Origin of the sequence: Oligoflexus tunisiensis, from assembly GCF_001748245.1 — a bacterium.
Classification (GTDB): domain Bacteria; phylum Bdellovibrionota_B; class Oligoflexia; order Oligoflexales; family Oligoflexaceae; genus Oligoflexus; species Oligoflexus tunisiensis.
The window spans coordinates 7,360,233-7,374,833 of record NZ_BDFO01000001.1; the positions used below are offsets into that span (position 1 = coordinate 7,360,233).

A 14,601-nucleotide genomic window follows, 5' to 3' on the forward strand; every position below is an offset into this window, starting at 1 on the left:
AAATGAATTGGGGGTCGCCATGTCTGTTCCGTACGAGTTCGATATTGCCATAATTGGCGGCGGTATCACAGGTCTTTCTGCAGCCTATCACCTTCAAAAGCTCGGCTTTTCAAGGCTTTGCCACTTCCGCAAGGACCCCGATCACAGCACGTCGATCCAGTCAGCGGGATTTGTCTCCGGGGGAATGGCAGACAATTTCACAAGGTTATCGCACCCCCGTGGAATAGCGACTGCGAAACAGATATGGAATTTTTGCGATCTGGCCTATGACACCCTCCTGGAATATCTGCAAAATGCCGGGATTCCACACCAAACCGGCGAGCGTTTGCGCTGGATGGTTTCGGAGGCCGAGGTCGCCGAAGCTCACAAGGCGGTGCAGCAGCTCAGCTCCGAAGGCTTCACCGCGTCCTATGAGGCGGCAACCCCGCATGTCCCAGGGCTTTCAAGTTCGAGATGGCTCGGCACACAAAAGGAAGGGTCCCGTGCCGCCACCGTTTCCGTGCCGCTGCTCCTCCAAAATCTGAGCGCCGCGAGCAAGGTCACCCTGCTCGGCGAAGCGCAATCATTTCAAAGCACTGGCGGCCCGATCACGGTGACTCACGCCGGGGGAGCCGTGCACACCCAATTCCTGATCTGCGCCCAACATTTAAGTCTCGGAGGTCTGTTGCCGAATCTGGCTGAGTCTTTGGTGCCCTACGCGGATCAGTGGAGCGAATTCCAGCTCCGCGATCGCACCCGGGTGCTTCCCTGGAAGCCGGGCACGGTTTTCAGCTGGCAGCATAGCCACATCTGGGGTGTCATTACGGGCCCCAACACCCTGCGGATCGGGGGGGGGCGGTACCTGCGGGCCATGGCCGGCATCGAAGCCAAGGTGGCGAGCTACGAACAGAAGATCGTGCAGCACCTGGCTGAAGTCTGGAATGGACTCTGGCCTGAACTGCTGATCGAAACCACTGGCCGCGGATATGGAATTCGCGACTGTCGACCCTGTGATGAGTTGCCGTTGATTGGTCCGATGTTTGGTGAAAGCCGCGTTCTTCTGGGAACGGGTTACATGGGACAGGGATTGAGTCTTGGGTTTATGGCTGGACGTTGTCTGGCGGAACTGATAGCGGATAAGCCGACCAAACTTCCGCGCCTGCTTTGGCCGGAACGCTTGCGGAGTCTGCCCAGTGATAAGGGGGATGAATCATGAGCAGGGATAGAAATCTGTCAGCACGCATCGTGCGTTGTCCATGCTGCGGGAAGGGTGTGCGCTATGATCACACCAACCCTTTCCGCCCGTTTTGCAGTCAACGCTGCAAGACCATGGACGTGGCCGCCTGGGCTGAGGAATCGTATCGCATTCCGGCGAAGGAATCGGCACCCAGCGATTATGAAACAGAAGAGCGCGAGAGCGATTGAATCACTCGGCGCTTAAAACATCGAGATAAAGTTCGAGCTCATCGGAATAAACCGTTTCACGGTTATCCAGACGACTTTGGAGTTCCTCACACTTTTCCTGGAGTTCAGCGAGGATCACTTCGCGGTAGGGTCCACGCTCATGAGCCTGCAGGGTACCCTGCTCGAGCAAAGTTTCCACAACCTTGTCGATCTGCTGAATCTGTCTTTGCAGGACTTCAATGCGGAGTAGTCGCAAATCCTGAATACTGGAGAGGGTCGCTTCATCAATGGGGCACTCAAATACAACAACAGCCATGGGAGCTCCTTCAGAGACTGATCCCGGGAGGCGGGATCTTCATCTCTGAAAGTGCAACAAGCGAGCCATGGGGGTGTCAGAGAGTTCAGCCGAGGACGACGTCTTTGATTTCAGGGATCTTTTCCCGGAGGATGGGCACAATACCGTTGAAAAGCGTGATCTGCGAGGAGGGGCAGCCGGAGCAGCCACCGAAAAGTCGCAGCGTTACGATCCCATCATCCACATCCAGGAGTTCACAGCCACCGGCATGCATTTCCAGATAGGGATTGATATCTTTCTCAATAATTTCTTTAATTTGTTCAATCATCTTCATTTTCTCCTGAAGCCGGCAGGCTTCCTTTTGCTCTAATTTAAATCGGAATTTTTGTCCAGCAAGGCGAGCTCTTTTTGCAGACCACGAATGGCTGCCTCGCCCATCGCCAGGACCGCCTCCTGGCTGTTGCCCGCGGTATGGGCCGTTCCTACGAAATTATCCAAGGAATACAAATCTTTATCGACAAGCGGCTCGCTCTGAAAGACATCCAGACCGGCCCCGGCCAGCTCACCCTTCTGCAAGGCTCCCTTGACCTTTTCCTGATCGAGCACTTCACCGCGACTGGTGTTGACGATATATACGGCCGGCTTAATCAACGCCAGCTCGTTTGCCCCAAACATCTTAAGGGTTTGTGGCGTCAGGGGCACGTGAAAAGTCAGAAGATCGGAAAGCTTCAGAAGTTCCTGATATTTCAGCTGCCTGGCACCCAGCCGTTCGGCCTCCTCCGTCTTGTCGAGGATATCATGAATCAGAATTTGACAGCCGAAAGGTTGAAGGAGTTCCGCCACGCGGGTACCCACGTGTCCAAAACCTATGATGCCGACCGTCATTGTCGAAAGATTGCGGCCGCCATTCTTCCACCAGGTGCCCTGCGCCAGACGCCTGGATCCAAGACCTATGTTGCGACAGAGAGCCAGCATCAGGCCCAGAGTATGCTCGGCAACCGCATCGCGATTGACGCCGCCTTCCCAGGCAATTCGTATTCCAAGTCGGGAACAGGCTTCGACATCAACATTATCGAGTCCCACGCCATATTTGGCGACGACGCGCAAGGCCGGAAGCGAGCCGAGGATCCTGGCATCCGCCGGTTCGCGACCGACGAGCCAAGCTTCCGCGCCCTGCAGAACCTCGAGGAGTTTCTCGCGCGTGGAGACGCGGGCCTCCTCCGCATAGATGATTTTGCGCTGGGGAAAGGCAGCTTCCAGGCGACGTCGCAGCTGAGGAACCTTGAGAAAGCTGGAAGCCGTTACAACGATCACAGGACAGCCATCAGCTGATCAATGGTCAAGGCGCCGAACACACCGAACAGATAAAAGCAGGAGTAATAGAAGAGCGGCATCGCTCGTTGATTCTCCTTGGTGCGCAGCAGAACAAACGCCAGCCAGACAAAGTAGAGCGTGAGAATCAGCGACAGGATTCCGTAAACCCAGCCGGCCGCACCAAAAGCCCAAAGGGACAGCACGGTCGGCACCAGGGTCACCGTATAGAAAAAGATCTGACGCCGGGTGACTTCCAGGCCCTTGATGGTCGGCAGCATCGGAATTTTCGCCCGGGCGTAGTCGTCCTTATACTTGATCGCCAGCGACCAGAAATGCGGTGGCGTCCAAAGGAAGATGATCATAAAGAGGGCCCAGGCCGGCCACGCCAGATCACCCGTAACTGCCGCCCAGCCGATCAGCGGACCGACGCAGCCAGCCGCGCCGCCAAGCACGATGTTCTGCACCGTGCGGCGCTTCAGGTACATCGTATAGACAACGACATAGAAAAAGTTCGCAGCCAGCGAAAGCCAGGCCGCCAGCGGCGTCGCCCAGACCCAAAGGATGGCAAAGGAGGCGATACCGCACACGGTGCCAAATATTGCAGCCTTGGCCGTACTGACCTTGCCCGAGGGTATGGGCCGGCTGCGGGTTCTTTTCATATGCTGATCAATGTCAGAATCGACAAGGTGGTTGAATACAGCCGCGGAACCGGACGCGAGAAAGGTTCCGATCAGTGAAGCCATGGCAACCGCGAAATTCGGCAGCCCCTTTTGCGCCATAAAGAGCGCAGGCACCACGGTCACCACCACCAGCATGGAGATGGTTGGCTTCATCATCTGGTAGTAACTCTGCCAGTCGATTGGCTCGGCCGCCACAGGCATGGTGAGCGAATCGGACTTGGTCTTCTGATCCATGGGATAGTTCCTTGTGCTCTTTGGCTCATGCCTGCAGGGGAATTCCCGGGTTCCCCGGCAGAACACCAGGGAAAGGACACAGGCAATCGAGACCGGCTCTTTAGATACCCCGGTCCCGGTAAGTCTTCAATAGGGTGTTGCTACGTCAATCCAGATAGGGAAGAAGGCGCAAAGGAAAAACAAAATAGGGAAGAGAATCATGATCGCCAGCAGTTGAAGCCAACCCGCTGCTTCCAATCGTTTATTCTTCTCAAGATCCTGACTCGACATGGGTCACCTCCAACTTGTCTGGAACACTAGGCCTCTGTTGCATGCATGCTTCAATCGAACCCACCTTTTATCATGGAGTTTATGCTCACAAAAGCGGTTTTGCAGCCGGCAAACCGCGAAGCCAGCGATACACCTCCCAGTTCCGCCAAACGTTCTTGGTATAACCGCTTGTCTCGGCAAAGCTGAGCGCCTCGATCCACACCAGTGGATCCTCGGCCCGGCGGCGCTGGAGCCATGCGTCCACCACGAATTCGCCTGCATTATAGGCGGCAAAGGCCTGATGCCAATGGCCGCGATAGCGTCGGCCCAGCTCAGCAAGATAGGCCGTCCCCAGGGCGATATTCAGTTCCGGCCTTTTCAGGTCGACTTGCGGTTCACCGAGACGCAGGCCCAGCCGCGAAGCCTGACGTTGGGCGGTGTTGGACATGAGCTGCATCAGACCGATGGCCTCGGCCGGTGAAATGACATCAGCTTCAAAGCTGCTCTCCTGCCGGGAGATGGCCAGGGCAATTTCCTGATCGATGTAACTCTGCGTGGCCGTGCGCTGATAGATATCCTGATAAGGCTGCGGGAAATAAACCAGGACCTGCTCCGGATACTGATCCCAAAAGTCAGCCTCCTGGTTGCTGAGTGAGGTGGTCAGCGCTATCGCCTGCAGGTAATTGCCGGCCATATAGATAAGCCGGGAGACATAAAGAGTGGCTTCCGTATCCTTCATCAGGGGCTCGCGGCTGTTCACATAACGGAAAAGTTCCGTGGCGATCGGATCGAGCCAGGTATTGACGTTGGCGGCCAGCATCAGCTCCAAACGCGCGACGCGGCGTTCGGCCTCGTGATCCGCACGGTAGGCTTCCCAGGGAATATTATCCATGCTGCTGAGTTTACTTTGCAGTCTGGACACAGAGCCAAAGAATTCACCGGTGCCATAATCCGGGTCGATGCGGGGAAGACCCACGACCGTATAAAAACTGAGCGGATGATCGGTCTGAAGTTTTTCAAAATAATCCTCGGCCTCGCCGCGCTGTCCATTTTCGTAGAGGGCGCGACCGATCCAATAGTAATAACGTGTCCTGTGCTGCTCGTCGTCGATCTGGGTCAAAAGATTTTTCCAGACGCGGACCGCGCGGATGCGATCCTTCATCATGTAGGAAAACCAGGCTTCCGACCAATCCAGACGCTGGCGCCATTCCTTGGAAATGCCGGGGATATCCTGTCCCATGCGGGTCAACGAAAGCGCGGCGGTGAGATCACCCTCTTCATAGGCAATGCGTGAAGCCAGAATATTATAAGCCTCGGCCCTCAGATTGCTGAGTTCCTCCGATTGATTGCTATTCAAATCCACAATCTGCGTCTGGGCCTGATTGATGAGATTCAGGCCCTCGTGCACTGCGAGCTTGGCGTTTTGATAGTCACCCTCCAGGGCCTCGTTGCGGGCAACCCAGAACCAGGTGTCGATGCGTTTGGTCCAAAGTTCGAAAGGGCTCCAGCCCAGCTCGGCTTTTTGCGTTTCCGGCTGATCGAGAAGATTCGCCAGCTGCTGATAGGCGATCGTGGTCGCTTCACGTTGTCCGAGACTCTTGCGCGCTTTGACGATACGCTCGGCGGCATTCACGGCATAGGGCCAGGTCTTGATGTTAAGGCGCAGCCCAGGGAGAGCCTGTTCGAATTTGCTGATGGCCGCCTCATATTCCATGCGGCAGGAGGCCTGCAGACCTTCCCAGTAGAGTTTGAGATTCGGGCCCTGGGTTCGCAGCCAGTTGCGCCAGGCGGCGGGCAGATCGAGGCGGCAGGACGCCTTTGCCGCTTTTTCCAGGAAAGGATCATCCTTAATATCACGCGGTGAGGCCGGCAATGAGGCCGTGCCTTGAGCCGTGGTGTCGCCCTGCAGATCCTTGATTTTTTGCGTGAGGCTCGCGATATCCGTGTAACCCTGCTTTTTCAGCCAGGGCGCCTCCTGTCCTTCATTGGTTTGAGCCAGAAGAAGGCGGGCTAAAATCTCGGCCTGCACGGGCTCGGCCACGAGGCGTTCCTGGGCTTTCACCCAGCGCGGGAAAGCCATGGCGGCCATCGCACCGGAGTCATTCTCCAAAACAAAAAGCCACTGTTTGGCGGCGGTTTCCCAGTCCTTGGCTTCCTCGGACTGCACCGCTTCCATGGCGACCAGAATATCCTGAACAGCTTCCTGAGCGCCTTCACGATCCTGAACCAGGGCTCGCAGACGACGATACTGTTCCTTGATTGGACTCGGGGTTGGTTTGAAACCCGCGGCATCAATCGTGACCAGAGGCTCATGAGTGACACCCGCGCAGCCTGTGAGAAGGCTGACACACAATAGGCTACGCTTTATCCAGTTCATAGAGATCCCTGTACTTCGGTTCCTTTGAAGCTCACCGTGCCATCGAGAATTTGCCCGCCCGCATCCTGCACCGCGGCCTTGACCTTGGCATGATGCGCGGGTTCAGCAAAAATCGCCATGACACCACCGCCACCGGCTCCACAGATACGGGAAAACATCGCACCGGCCCCCTGCGCGGCGGCAGTGATCCGTTTCGTTTCCGCAGTTTCAACATCCGACCACATGCGGGTGCGGAGCTGCCATTCCTGGGAGGAAAGTTTGAAGACTTCACTCCATTGTCCGGCCAGCACGGCCCTGGCCACACATTCAGAAAGTGTGCCGATCTCATTCAAAATCCCGAGGATCGCTTGATCCCCTTCAAAGGCGCGACGAAAGATGGCCCAGTTGTTGGTCCCTGATGCGCGCGAAACACCGCTGTAGCAAAGCAGCAGAAGGTCCTGCAGCGCCTGGGCCTTGCTGTCCTGCAGCGTCTGCACCTCGATGGCACCAGGTGGGTAGCTGATGATATTGATGCCACCGCGCAGACCGCCCCAATAATCCTGACAGCCGGTCGGCACGCGAATGAGACCCGTTTCCAAATCCTGCACGGTTTGCACGAGTTGATGATCGGTAAGTTTCAAGGGTTGTCCGATATCCTGTCGCGCCTTGAGGAGGGCCGACGCCATGGCAATGCCAAGACATGAGGAGCCACCCAGTCCGGCTCCGGCCGGGGATTTGGCCTGCACACGAATGTTGAGAGGAGCCCATTCCTTCCGCCAAAAAAAGGCGAGCAGTTTCTCCAGCCAGGGAAGTGCGCCGGCCCGCGTCACATCTTCAAAGGAGCCTGCAACATGGCGTCCTTGATCCTCACTCGCGATGCGGAAAGTCCCCTCGGACTTTTCAATTTCCACACGCGCATGCAGCGTAATGCCGAAATTCACGGTTTGCCGATGTTGGAGTATCTGAGTCAAAGGAGTGATATCAAGCGTACCACCTGCTATATCCACACGCGTGGGACTGAGTGCCTGGATTACCATTCCTTTCTCCCTTCATGACAAGTGCGTCCGCCGCTTTCTAGCGGACTTCATGGCCTCATGCTAAACTATACAGAAAGCAGGGTGTAGCGCCCAAGCTGAAAAGGAGAAAGCGCGATGAGTCGTCGCACGGATTTTCTGCAAATGCGCCGCCGTCTCTGCATCTGGGACCTGGAACCGAAACGGGCGGATGCTCTCAAACTGAATCTGGAGCGCTCCCTGCGCTTTCTGCCCCAGCTCGATCTGGTACGACTCAGAGCTCTTGATGATCCCAACCTGCTGCCCTGTGATCTGTTGGTCGTCTTCGCCACACACCTGGGAGAGGACGAACTGATCACATGGCTCGGCGGCTTTGAAAAGCGTCTGGCGCAACAGCAGCAAGGCATCTGGGTTCCGGCCTTGATTGTGAATGCCTGTGAAATGACCCGCGTCGTGGACGTGCTGGAACAGACTTTAAATTCCAATTGGTATTTTGACTTACTCCATCCTGACCATCTGAGCAGTCTGCCTGTCCGCGTGGCAAACCTGCTGCGGATGCACGACCACTTGCACGAGTTGCTCCGCTATGAGAAAGAAATAAAGCGCATGCAATCGGACATCAGTCGAATCGAAGCTGAACTTCAGGCTTTGCGCTAACGTATTTCAGCGAGGTCCCTGTGAGCTATATTCCCCCCGAGCAACTGCAAGGATCCGCCCTGATCGTTCAATACGTCATCGACCTGCGCGCCAGGGGCCACTTTCTGCCCTATGATGAGCACCGGATTATCAATAAATGGATCACGGCCGCCGGCGATGCGGATACGCTCCTTTTGATACTGGCTGATCTTTTGCCGGATTTTTATGGCAAGGCCCAAAACCGCACCCATCCGCCGTCGCTCAGTCGACTCGACAAAAAAGTCACACAGATTCTCGATACCCGCCGGCATCGGGAGCATTTTGTCATCGAATCCTAAAACCTCGCGGAGTTTGAATCATGGCGTCCCAGCTGCTCAATCTCAACGATGAAACGCTGAAAACCTGGCTGCAGGAAAAGAAGGGCCCTCTCCTGGTCGCCTTCTGGGCTCCCTGGTCGGGACCCTGCACGGTGCTGGAAGCGGCGCTGAAAGAGATCGCCTCCGATTACAACAAACGCCTGACCGTGGCGCGTTTGAATGTCGATGAAAACGCGCACGCACCGGCCGAATATGGCGTCAAATCCATTCCCCACATCCTGATTTTTGAACAAGGCAAGGTGGTCGCCACCATCGCGGGGCCGCAGCCCAAGGTCAAGATTGTTGAGGCGGTGGAAAGAAGGCTCTCGAGTTGATGAAAAGTCTGCGTTATGATTCCGGCCTCAAGCACCGTGGAAAAGGAATTCCCGAGCATGGCCAAATCACCCGCCAGGACTTCGCATGATTCGCGAAACAGAGGAACCATCGAACGCAGCTTTCTGAAGCAGGGCCTGAAAATCCTCGGCGTCGATGAAGTGGGACGGGGCTGCATCGCAGGTCCCGTGTATGCTGCCTGTGTCAGCCTCAATTATGATGCCCTCAAGAGTCTCGATACCAAAACGCGGGCTTTGATCCGCGACTCCAAAACTCTCAGCACCGCCCAGCGGCAACGCATGATTCCGATCCTGCACCAGGTCTGCCGCGACTGGGCCATTGGTTTTTCCAGCGTCAGCGAAATTGAAGAGCAGGGCATCGTCCCCGCCACCTTTCAGGCCATGCTGCGCGCCTATGAAACCATGAAGGAAAGCCACGACCTTCTTCTGATCGATGGCAAACACCTCAATCCCATGCTTCCCATTCGCCAGGAAGCCATTATCGGCGGCGATGGGCTCTGCTTTGCGATCGCCGCCGCTTCGATTCTGGCCAAGGAAGCCCGTGATGATTTCATGCGGCAGGCGGCTTTGAATTTTCCGCATTACGATTTCCATGAAAATGTCGGCTACGGCACAAAAAGTCACTTAACGGCGATGGAAGCGCGTGGCATCACGCCTTTGCATCGGCGCAATTTCGCTCCGGTCACACGCTATGCGGAGCTTGGTCATTACTTTAGCACCACGATATAAGCGCGCCCGGCGCGGGGAGGCTCTGGTGGCCCAGTGGCTTTCCCAGCGGGGCTTTCACATCATCTCCCAAAACTTTCGGCGCAAGGCGCTCGAACTCGACCTGGTGGCGGTCAAAGGCCGTGAGCTTCTGATCATTGAAGTGAAAACCCGGGGCCGGGACATGGACGACTGGCAGCAGCTGATTCCGCCGCGCAAACTTTCGGCGCTCTGGCGGGGGTCGGCCCGCTTTCTTTGGGAATATCCGGAATACAGTGAACACACCGTGCACCTGGGACTGGCGCTGGTATCGGAGGGAACCAGGCCATCGATTGCCTGGATGCGTTTGCCGGCGGAGGAGTCCTGGACTTGAAAAGAACAGCCCAAAGAGAAAAACCCCGGAAGCGTTTCCACTTCCAAGGTCGACTTCTCAAAACTTACGAGTGCCTTTGACGAATCAGGCTTCCGCTTCTTTTTTGCCGACGAAACGGCTACGGATACGGGCCGCTTTACCAGCCAGACCGCGGAGGTAGTAAAGGCGCGAGCGACGGACGATACCGGCGGCCACAACTTCAATTTTGGCGATCATAGGAGAATAAGCCGGGAACACGCGTTCCACGCCCACACTGTTAGCGCCAATTTTGCGGACAGTGAAAGAGGACTCAACGCCGCCCTTTTTATAACGAATCACCACGCCTTCAAAAGGCTGGATACGAAATTTACCCGCTTCAGTACCTTCCTGGATTTTATAATGCACGCGAACCGTGTCACCAGGACGGAATTTAGGCAAGCCGCTCTCGAGTTGCGGATTTTTTCTGGTTTCGAAGTTGCTGATGATAGAGTTTTTCATCGAATTTGACCTATTCCAGTTTGGAAGCCTTGAAAGTGCTACCCTGACTCGTCTTTCAGGAATGAGCTTTACTACACGAAGTCCGGCAGGCGGTCAAGGCCTGGTTTCGCCAATCCCAGCCATTACAACGCATTATATCGCCAGTCCCAGCGTCGAACGGATGATATCCTGCTTGGCATCCTGCAGCGCATCATAAAGTTCCTCCCGATCCGCCGTCGAAATTCTTTGGCGCATCAGAGGCAGAATACGATCCTCAATCAACAGTCCATGTCGGGTGAAAGCATCACGCAGAGCGATGACCTGCGCGATCTCCGGATTGTGATCGAAACCCAGGGCATCCAGTTGCATGCGAAGGTTCGCAAGATCCGTCTCCAAACGCTGCAAGGCAGCATCCTGTTTGGGGGAAACGGCCGCAAGCTCAGGCAACAGATACTCGAGTTCGAGCGTGAGATGAGCTTTCAGATGCCGCGCGATCTGTGCCCAGTTTTGATAAGCCGAGGGTCCATCAATAAAAGCGCTGATATCACTCTGGCGTTCCTTGAGCTCATTCTTGAGCAGCTGCAATACATCCATAAAGATAACTCTCCCACAGCATTACAGGGATAATCCCGGCCCGATGGCTTTGCCGACACGTTCCATACTGGTAACAAGATGATGAAATGATGAGGGCTGGTATAGACCATCGGCAAAAACGATTCAAGCTCGACTGCGTGAGTTATCAAAATTCAGGTTATCGAAATGGGCAAAGTGTTGGTCAGGATCTCATCAAAGCCCGCTTCAATCGCGGCCTTGGCGTCCTCGTCCCGGCTCGGAAGGTAGGCCAGCAAGCGGGCTCCTCGTTTGTGATAGGCGTCGACAAAGAATCTTGTGAAAAGATCACGGCCCGCAAAGTATCGTGGAATGGAATAGGTCCGGCCTGAACGAATACCGCCCATAAAGGGCACGCTGGAAAAGACCGCGAGGCCGGCCCGATAGCATTCCGATTCACGCGCCAGGGTTCGGGCCTGAGGGAAGAGCTGGTACAAATAACGTTCAGCCCGGGAACTCCAGCAAAGAAAGCGGGCCTGCTCGTTGAGCCAGGATTCGGCCTTCTGGCGTTTGGCCCATTGATACAGACCATGGAGTGTAGGCCCGGCTGATTCAGGTTTGATATCGAAGGTCCAGCTGAAACCGGCATAGGATTCAATGAATTCCTCAAAGGTCAAAAGATGATGGCCGCGTGGACTCTGCAGCGACAGGAGTTCCTGTAAACTGGTTTTTTCGATAACGAGCGGGTTCGCGAACGTCCGGGTCAGCTCGGAATCATGATGCAGCACAAGGTAACCATCGGCCGTGGTCCGCAGATCCGTTTCCAGATGGGTAAAGCCAGCCTGTATGGCAGCGTCAAAGGCCTCGCGGGTATTTTCCAGAGCCTGGGCATGATAGCCGCGATGACTTATCCATACGACCGGGTCTTGTTGCATGCCCTACCTCCCTGCTAGGATCCTGCTGGCTGAATACATCTTATAAGCGAGTCAATCATGGATTCCGCAATTCATATGAGTCCCAGGGCCCTCGAGGCCGCACTTGATCTGCAGCAGCATACCGCCCGTTATCGCAATCTGCCTTTGCGACTTTACCTTGATGGCAAAGGTTGTGATGGCTTCTACTATGGCGTGACTTTCGATCCGCAAAGCCCCGATGACCTTGTCTTCCCTCAGGAAGGGGGTCTGCTCCTGATCATCGACCGGCCGGCCTTCGAATTCTGCCGGGGCTCCACCATTGAGTGGATTGATGATGAAAGAGGCACAGGCTTTCTCGTTGAAAATCCGCATCAATGGAAGTTTCGCGGAAAATTTTTCAAAAGAAAAGCCTGGATCGAAAAACTGGAGGGGCGTCAGTCACCGGATTCAGGCGAGACATTGCAGAGCTGATAGCCGCCACCGTAGACATTGCGAATTTCGAGCTGGGATCCCTGCAGATAGCGCCGCAGGCGCGAGATATGACTGGCCATGGATCGTGGGGAGACGCGCACGTCCTTCCACACGGCCAGGACCAGATCCTCATGGCTGAGACAGTGATTAGGATTTTTCAAGAGGTGGCGGAGGATCTGCCCCTCCTTGGGTTTCAGGCGCACCCAGTCCCCTTCCGGCAACAGTTTGAGCCGATGCCCTGTCGTGTCCAGCATCAGATCATGCAGCTGCACGACCGAGGATGAACCCCTGGGTCCATCGAAATTCAAAATCTCCTGAACCATAAACGGCAGCTGCGGGCGATCCTCATCCCGGATGATCGTGGTTTCAGCGGCAGCCGGCGCAAACCCTTCCACTTCACCCAGATAAAGCCGCGGCACCGATTCGTAACGAATACCGAGCAGATTTTCGAGATTGATCAGTTCATCGGCGAAATCAGCACTCCGCACGATCACAAGGTCCGGCAAGCGTCCCCTCAACGGAGCCAGGCGCAGAAAGTTGCGCAGGGAAGCAAAGGCTCGAACGGCAAAATCACCCTGCAGCAGAGCTGGTGTGCTTTCTGCGGGAGGCCGGGGACGTTCCAAAATCCAAATGACCGACATGCGAATTCCTTCTTATAGACTCATCCTGCAAAGACTGTAACGCGATGTGTAGTTGGCTGGAGCTTTCATCAGCATCAGAGTTTCCTGAGAGGGATCATGATAGAACGCCGCGTGAAACGAGGTGCCTTCCTTGAAGACGCCGCGATAGCCGCGATGAACCACTTCTGATGCTTCTATCTTGTAAACCGCGACCGTGAGTTCATGGTCCAGCCATTGCGGAAGAAAGAGATATTCCGCCTTGGGATCCGCGCTCAGAAGCGGACGCGCCACGTGCACCTTGCTGATGGGCACACTCAGTTGATTTTGTTTCGTGAAGGGACTGGTTTTGCTCAGGCGCTGAATTTCGATGCTGGCGTTGGTCCAGAGCAGGGTGTCGCCCTTCACATAACTCAGAAGGTTGGTGACATTGCCTTCCTGAAAGGCCCAGCTTTCAATGGGTGCCTTGTCGCCGAGGTCGATGGAATGCTGGTCCTTGCCCTCGCGCCACCGCACGGTCAGAAAACTCGGTTCCTTGACCTTGTCGGAGGTGCCGCGATCGAGCCAGATGATTTGGGTGTTGCCCTGGGCGTCGGCAAAGAGCTGAGCCTGGCCGATCACCTGGGTGGCCGGTTCCGCCCGGGGTTTTGCGCCGGCTTTGCCATCAAGGTGCACTTCGAGCTGAAGATAAGGCTGGTCGTCGAGGGATTCATCATCCTTGCCTTCACGCACGAGACTGCGCAGGCGGCCGCCCGCAATCTGCCAATCGGTAAGTTCCCAGGGCGCCTGGCTGTCGATCGGAAACTGCTGCAACACGGCGTTATTTTGCAGATCACGCAATTGAATGGTCGGCTTGCCGCGATCGGTGGTTTTCAAAGCAAAGACCGCCTTTTGCTGCCAGATGCCGGCGCCGAGCAGGACGCTGTTCTGGGAAACAGGCAGGGGCACCAGCGTTTCCTCATCCATGCTGGATATGCTGCGGAAGGGCAGATGATACATGGTTTTCACACCGCGGCGGGTGGTGACTTCCAGAATCAAGGACGGCCCGAGTTCGGGCACAATATGCACGCGATCGATGCGCAGATCATCCTTGCGAAGGGGCACCTCCGCGCACGAGACGGATTTGGCATCCTGCAGGGCACCCCAATCGGACCTGAGTTGGCCCGTTCCCCAGCTGCAGGCGGTCAACAGATAGAAAGGCGCCACGAAAATGGCCAGGTTTCTCATCATAAATGCCTACCAGTCCCTCAAGATTTTCATCAATTGGTCGATGCGTGTTTTGTAAGATTCGGAATGAGTGCAACGAGTATTGTATGCGATTTTTGCTTTATCCCAAAATACTTTTCTCCCTGGGAATTCTGCCCTGGTTGAGTGCATGTCAGACTGTGGTTCACCTCGAAGGCGTGACACCAGTCAAGCTTCCCTATCTGAAAAATTCAGCCAATGAATGCTATTATCTCGATGAGTTCATGCCGGTGCCTGACAATCTCGTCACTGGTCTTTCAGGCGCCCTGAAGCTGCGCTACTACTCTTTCAAGTTTGCCAATTACAAGGATTGGAACGAACGGGAAATTGTGCTTTCATTTTATTCGCGCGACGATAAATGCTGGTCACTCTTCGAGGAATTCTACGTTGTGAAGTGAATGA

Annotated in this window: 21 protein-coding genes; 9 read left to right on the plus strand and 12 right to left on the minus strand. The window is 55.5% G+C overall.

The features are described from left to right. Positions 1 to 19: 19 nt before the first annotated feature. Entirely contained in the window at positions 20 to 1,195 is a 1,176-nt protein-coding gene (locus OLTU_RS30745) for an NAD(P)/FAD-dependent oxidoreductase (RefSeq protein ID WP_141736533.1), read from the plus strand. Next, the gene (locus OLTU_RS30750) at positions 1,192 to 1,404 is read left to right on the plus strand and encodes a DNA gyrase inhibitor YacG (protein WP_141736534.1); all 213 of its coding nucleotides are present in this window, start codon (positions 1,192 to 1,194) and stop codon (positions 1,402 to 1,404) included. Before OLTU_RS30745 ends, OLTU_RS30750 begins: the two co-directional genes overlap by 4 nt. 1 nt (position 1,405) lies before the next feature. Here the strand turns inward: OLTU_RS30750 and OLTU_RS30755 are convergent, their stop codons facing one another. The 7 genes from OLTU_RS30755 to OLTU_RS30780 all read right to left on the minus strand — a co-directional run bounded on the left by OLTU_RS30755 (position 1,406) and on the right by OLTU_RS30780 (position 7,548). After that, positions 1,406 to 1,699: a hypothetical protein gene (locus tag OLTU_RS30755; RefSeq protein WP_141736535.1), complete on the minus strand. Its 294-nt coding sequence runs from the start codon at positions 1,697 to 1,699 to the stop codon at positions 1,406 to 1,408. Positions 1,700 to 1,784: 85 nt separating this feature from the next. Beyond that, the gene (locus tag OLTU_RS30760) at positions 1,785 to 2,006 is read right to left on the minus strand and encodes a NifU family protein (protein WP_218110381.1); all 222 of its coding nucleotides are present in this window, start codon (positions 2,004 to 2,006) and stop codon (positions 1,785 to 1,787) included. 38 nt (positions 2,007 to 2,044) lie between these two features. Beyond that, on the minus strand, positions 2,045 to 2,992 hold the full coding sequence (locus OLTU_RS30765) for a phosphoglycerate dehydrogenase (protein ID WP_141736537.1): 948 nt from the start codon (positions 2,990 to 2,992) through the stop codon (positions 2,045 to 2,047). After that, positions 2,989 to 3,906 (minus strand): heme o synthase, encoded by a 918-nt coding sequence (locus OLTU_RS30770; protein WP_141736538.1) that lies wholly within the window; start codon positions 3,904 to 3,906, stop codon positions 2,989 to 2,991. Before OLTU_RS30770 ends, OLTU_RS30765 begins: the two co-directional genes overlap by 4 nt. Positions 3,907 to 4,032: 126 nt before the next feature. Beyond that, entirely contained in the window at positions 4,033 to 4,176 is a 144-nt protein-coding gene (locus tag OLTU_RS32180) for a hypothetical protein (RefSeq protein WP_176737106.1), read from the minus strand. Positions 4,177 to 4,261: 85 nt separating this feature from the next. Further along, positions 4,262 to 6,532: a lytic transglycosylase domain-containing protein gene (locus OLTU_RS30775; protein ID WP_141736539.1), complete on the minus strand. Its 2,271-nt coding sequence runs from the start codon at positions 6,530 to 6,532 to the stop codon at positions 4,262 to 4,264. Then, positions 6,529 to 7,548: a GHMP family kinase ATP-binding protein gene (locus OLTU_RS30780; protein WP_141736540.1), complete on the minus strand. Its 1,020-nt coding sequence runs from the start codon at positions 7,546 to 7,548 to the stop codon at positions 6,529 to 6,531. Before OLTU_RS30780 ends, OLTU_RS30775 begins: the two co-directional genes overlap by 4 nt. Before the next feature lie 114 nt (positions 7,549 to 7,662). Between OLTU_RS30780 and OLTU_RS30785 the strand changes: the two genes are divergently transcribed. From OLTU_RS30785 to OLTU_RS30805, 5 genes are read left to right on the plus strand one after another with little or no spacing between them, the layout of a single operon-like run. Further along, entirely contained in the window at positions 7,663 to 8,181 is a 519-nt protein-coding gene (locus OLTU_RS30785) for a hypothetical protein (protein WP_141736541.1), read from the plus strand. 20 nt (positions 8,182 to 8,201) lie between these two features. After that, a complete protein-coding gene (locus OLTU_RS30790) occupies positions 8,202 to 8,498 on the plus strand; it encodes a hypothetical protein (protein WP_141736542.1) in 297 nt (98 codons plus the stop codon). Between the two features lie 20 nt (positions 8,499 to 8,518). Continuing rightward, positions 8,519 to 8,851, plus strand: a complete 333-nt coding sequence (locus tag OLTU_RS30795) for a thioredoxin family protein (RefSeq protein WP_141736543.1) — start codon at positions 8,519 to 8,521, stop codon at positions 8,849 to 8,851. A 57-nt stretch (positions 8,852 to 8,908) separates the two neighbouring features. Further along, the gene (rnhB, locus tag OLTU_RS30800) at positions 8,909 to 9,598 is read left to right on the plus strand and encodes a ribonuclease HII (protein ID WP_176737107.1); all 690 of its coding nucleotides are present in this window, start codon (positions 8,909 to 8,911) and stop codon (positions 9,596 to 9,598) included. Next, positions 9,561 to 9,947, plus strand: coding sequence for a YraN family protein (locus OLTU_RS30805; RefSeq protein ID WP_141736545.1), 387 nt, complete (start codon positions 9,561 to 9,563; stop codon positions 9,945 to 9,947). Before rnhB ends, OLTU_RS30805 begins: the two co-directional genes overlap by 38 nt. An 84-nt stretch (positions 9,948 to 10,031) precedes the next feature. On the opposite strand, the gene rplS is transcribed toward OLTU_RS30805, so the two are convergent. The 3 genes from rplS to OLTU_RS30820 form a co-directional block, all read right to left on the minus strand. Beyond that, a complete protein-coding gene (rplS, locus tag OLTU_RS30810) occupies positions 10,032 to 10,424 on the minus strand; it encodes a 50S ribosomal protein L19 (protein ID WP_141736546.1) in 393 nt (130 codons plus the stop codon). A gap of 132 nt (positions 10,425 to 10,556) precedes the next feature. Further along, positions 10,557 to 10,997, minus strand: a complete 441-nt coding sequence (locus tag OLTU_RS30815) for a hypothetical protein (protein ID WP_141736547.1) — start codon at positions 10,995 to 10,997, stop codon at positions 10,557 to 10,559. Positions 10,998 to 11,149: 152 nt separating this feature from the next. Continuing rightward, positions 11,150 to 11,887 carry a glycerophosphodiester phosphodiesterase gene (locus OLTU_RS30820; RefSeq protein ID WP_141736548.1) on the minus strand — a complete coding sequence of 246 codons (738 nt, stop codon included), beginning with the start codon at positions 11,885 to 11,887 and terminating at the stop codon, positions 11,150 to 11,152. Positions 11,888 to 11,944: 57 nt separating this feature from the next. Between OLTU_RS30820 and OLTU_RS30825 the strand changes: the two genes are divergently transcribed. Beyond that, the gene (locus OLTU_RS30825) at positions 11,945 to 12,337 is read left to right on the plus strand and encodes an iron-sulfur cluster assembly accessory protein (RefSeq protein WP_141736549.1); all 393 of its coding nucleotides are present in this window, start codon (positions 11,945 to 11,947) and stop codon (positions 12,335 to 12,337) included. Here OLTU_RS30825 and OLTU_RS30830 read toward each other — a convergent pair. Together OLTU_RS30830 and OLTU_RS30835 are read right to left on the minus strand one after the other, a co-directional pair. After that, the gene (locus OLTU_RS30830; RefSeq protein WP_141736550.1) at positions 12,301 to 12,978 is read right to left on the minus strand and encodes a winged helix-turn-helix domain-containing protein; all 678 of its coding nucleotides are present in this window, start codon (positions 12,976 to 12,978) and stop codon (positions 12,301 to 12,303) included. The genes OLTU_RS30825 and OLTU_RS30830 overlap by 37 nt on opposite strands. 12 nt (positions 12,979 to 12,990) lie before the next feature. Continuing rightward, entirely contained in the window at positions 12,991 to 14,184 is a 1,194-nt protein-coding gene (locus tag OLTU_RS30835; RefSeq protein ID WP_141736551.1) for a hypothetical protein, read from the minus strand. Between the two features lie 83 nt (positions 14,185 to 14,267). Between OLTU_RS30835 and OLTU_RS30840 the strand changes: the two genes are divergently transcribed. Next, positions 14,268 to 14,597, plus strand: coding sequence for a hypothetical protein (locus OLTU_RS30840; RefSeq protein ID WP_141736552.1), 330 nt, complete (start codon positions 14,268 to 14,270; stop codon positions 14,595 to 14,597). Positions 14,598 to 14,601: the final 4 nt, after the last annotated feature.

Coding starts and splice junctions, on each gene's coding strand:
- OLTU_RS30745 (WP_141736533.1), top strand. CDS start 20: ATGTCTGTTCCGTACGAGTTCGATATTGCCATAATTGGCGGCGGTATC.
- OLTU_RS30750 (WP_141736534.1), top strand. CDS start 1,192: ATGAGCAGGGATAGAAATCTGTCAGCACGCATCGTGCGTTGTCCATGC.
- OLTU_RS30755 (WP_141736535.1), bottom strand. CDS start 1,699: ATGGCTGTTGTTGTATTTGAGTGCCCCATTGATGAAGCGACCCTCTCC.
- OLTU_RS30760 (WP_218110381.1), bottom strand. CDS start 2,006: ATGATTGAACAAATTAAAGAAATTATTGAGAAAGATATCAATCCCTAT.
- OLTU_RS30770 (WP_141736538.1), bottom strand. CDS start 3,906: ATGGATCAGAAGACCAAGTCCGATTCGCTCACCATGCCTGTGGCGGCC.
- OLTU_RS32180 (WP_176737106.1), bottom strand. CDS start 4,176: ATGTCGAGTCAGGATCTTGAGAAGAATAAACGATTGGAAGCAGCGGGT.
- OLTU_RS30775 (WP_141736539.1), bottom strand. CDS start 6,532: ATGAACTGGATAAAGCGTAGCCTATTGTGTGTCAGCCTTCTCACAGGC.
- OLTU_RS30780 (WP_141736540.1), bottom strand. CDS start 7,548: ATGGTAATCCAGGCACTCAGTCCCACGCGTGTGGATATAGCAGGTGGT.
- OLTU_RS30785 (WP_141736541.1), top strand. CDS start 7,663: ATGAGTCGTCGCACGGATTTTCTGCAAATGCGCCGCCGTCTCTGCATC.
- OLTU_RS30795 (WP_141736543.1), top strand. CDS start 8,519: ATGGCGTCCCAGCTGCTCAATCTCAACGATGAAACGCTGAAAACCTGG.
- rnhB (WP_176737107.1), top strand. CDS start 8,909: ATGGCCAAATCACCCGCCAGGACTTCGCATGATTCGCGAAACAGAGGA.
- OLTU_RS30805 (WP_141736545.1), top strand. CDS start 9,561: ATGCGGAGCTTGGTCATTACTTTAGCACCACGATATAAGCGCGCCCGG.
- rplS (WP_141736546.1), bottom strand. CDS start 10,424: ATGAAAAACTCTATCATCAGCAACTTCGAAACCAGAAAAAATCCGCAA.
- OLTU_RS30815 (WP_141736547.1), bottom strand. CDS start 10,997: ATGGATGTATTGCAGCTGCTCAAGAATGAGCTCAAGGAACGCCAGAGT.
- OLTU_RS30820 (WP_141736548.1), bottom strand. CDS start 11,887: ATGCAACAAGACCCGGTCGTATGGATAAGTCATCGCGGCTATCATGCC.
- OLTU_RS30825 (WP_141736549.1), top strand. CDS start 11,945: ATGGATTCCGCAATTCATATGAGTCCCAGGGCCCTCGAGGCCGCACTT.
- OLTU_RS30830 (WP_141736550.1), bottom strand. CDS start 12,978: ATGTCGGTCATTTGGATTTTGGAACGTCCCCGGCCTCCCGCAGAAAGC.
- OLTU_RS30835 (WP_141736551.1), bottom strand. CDS start 14,184: ATGATGAGAAACCTGGCCATTTTCGTGGCGCCTTTCTATCTGTTGACC.
- OLTU_RS30840 (WP_141736552.1), top strand. CDS start 14,268: ATGCGATTTTTGCTTTATCCCAAAATACTTTTCTCCCTGGGAATTCTG.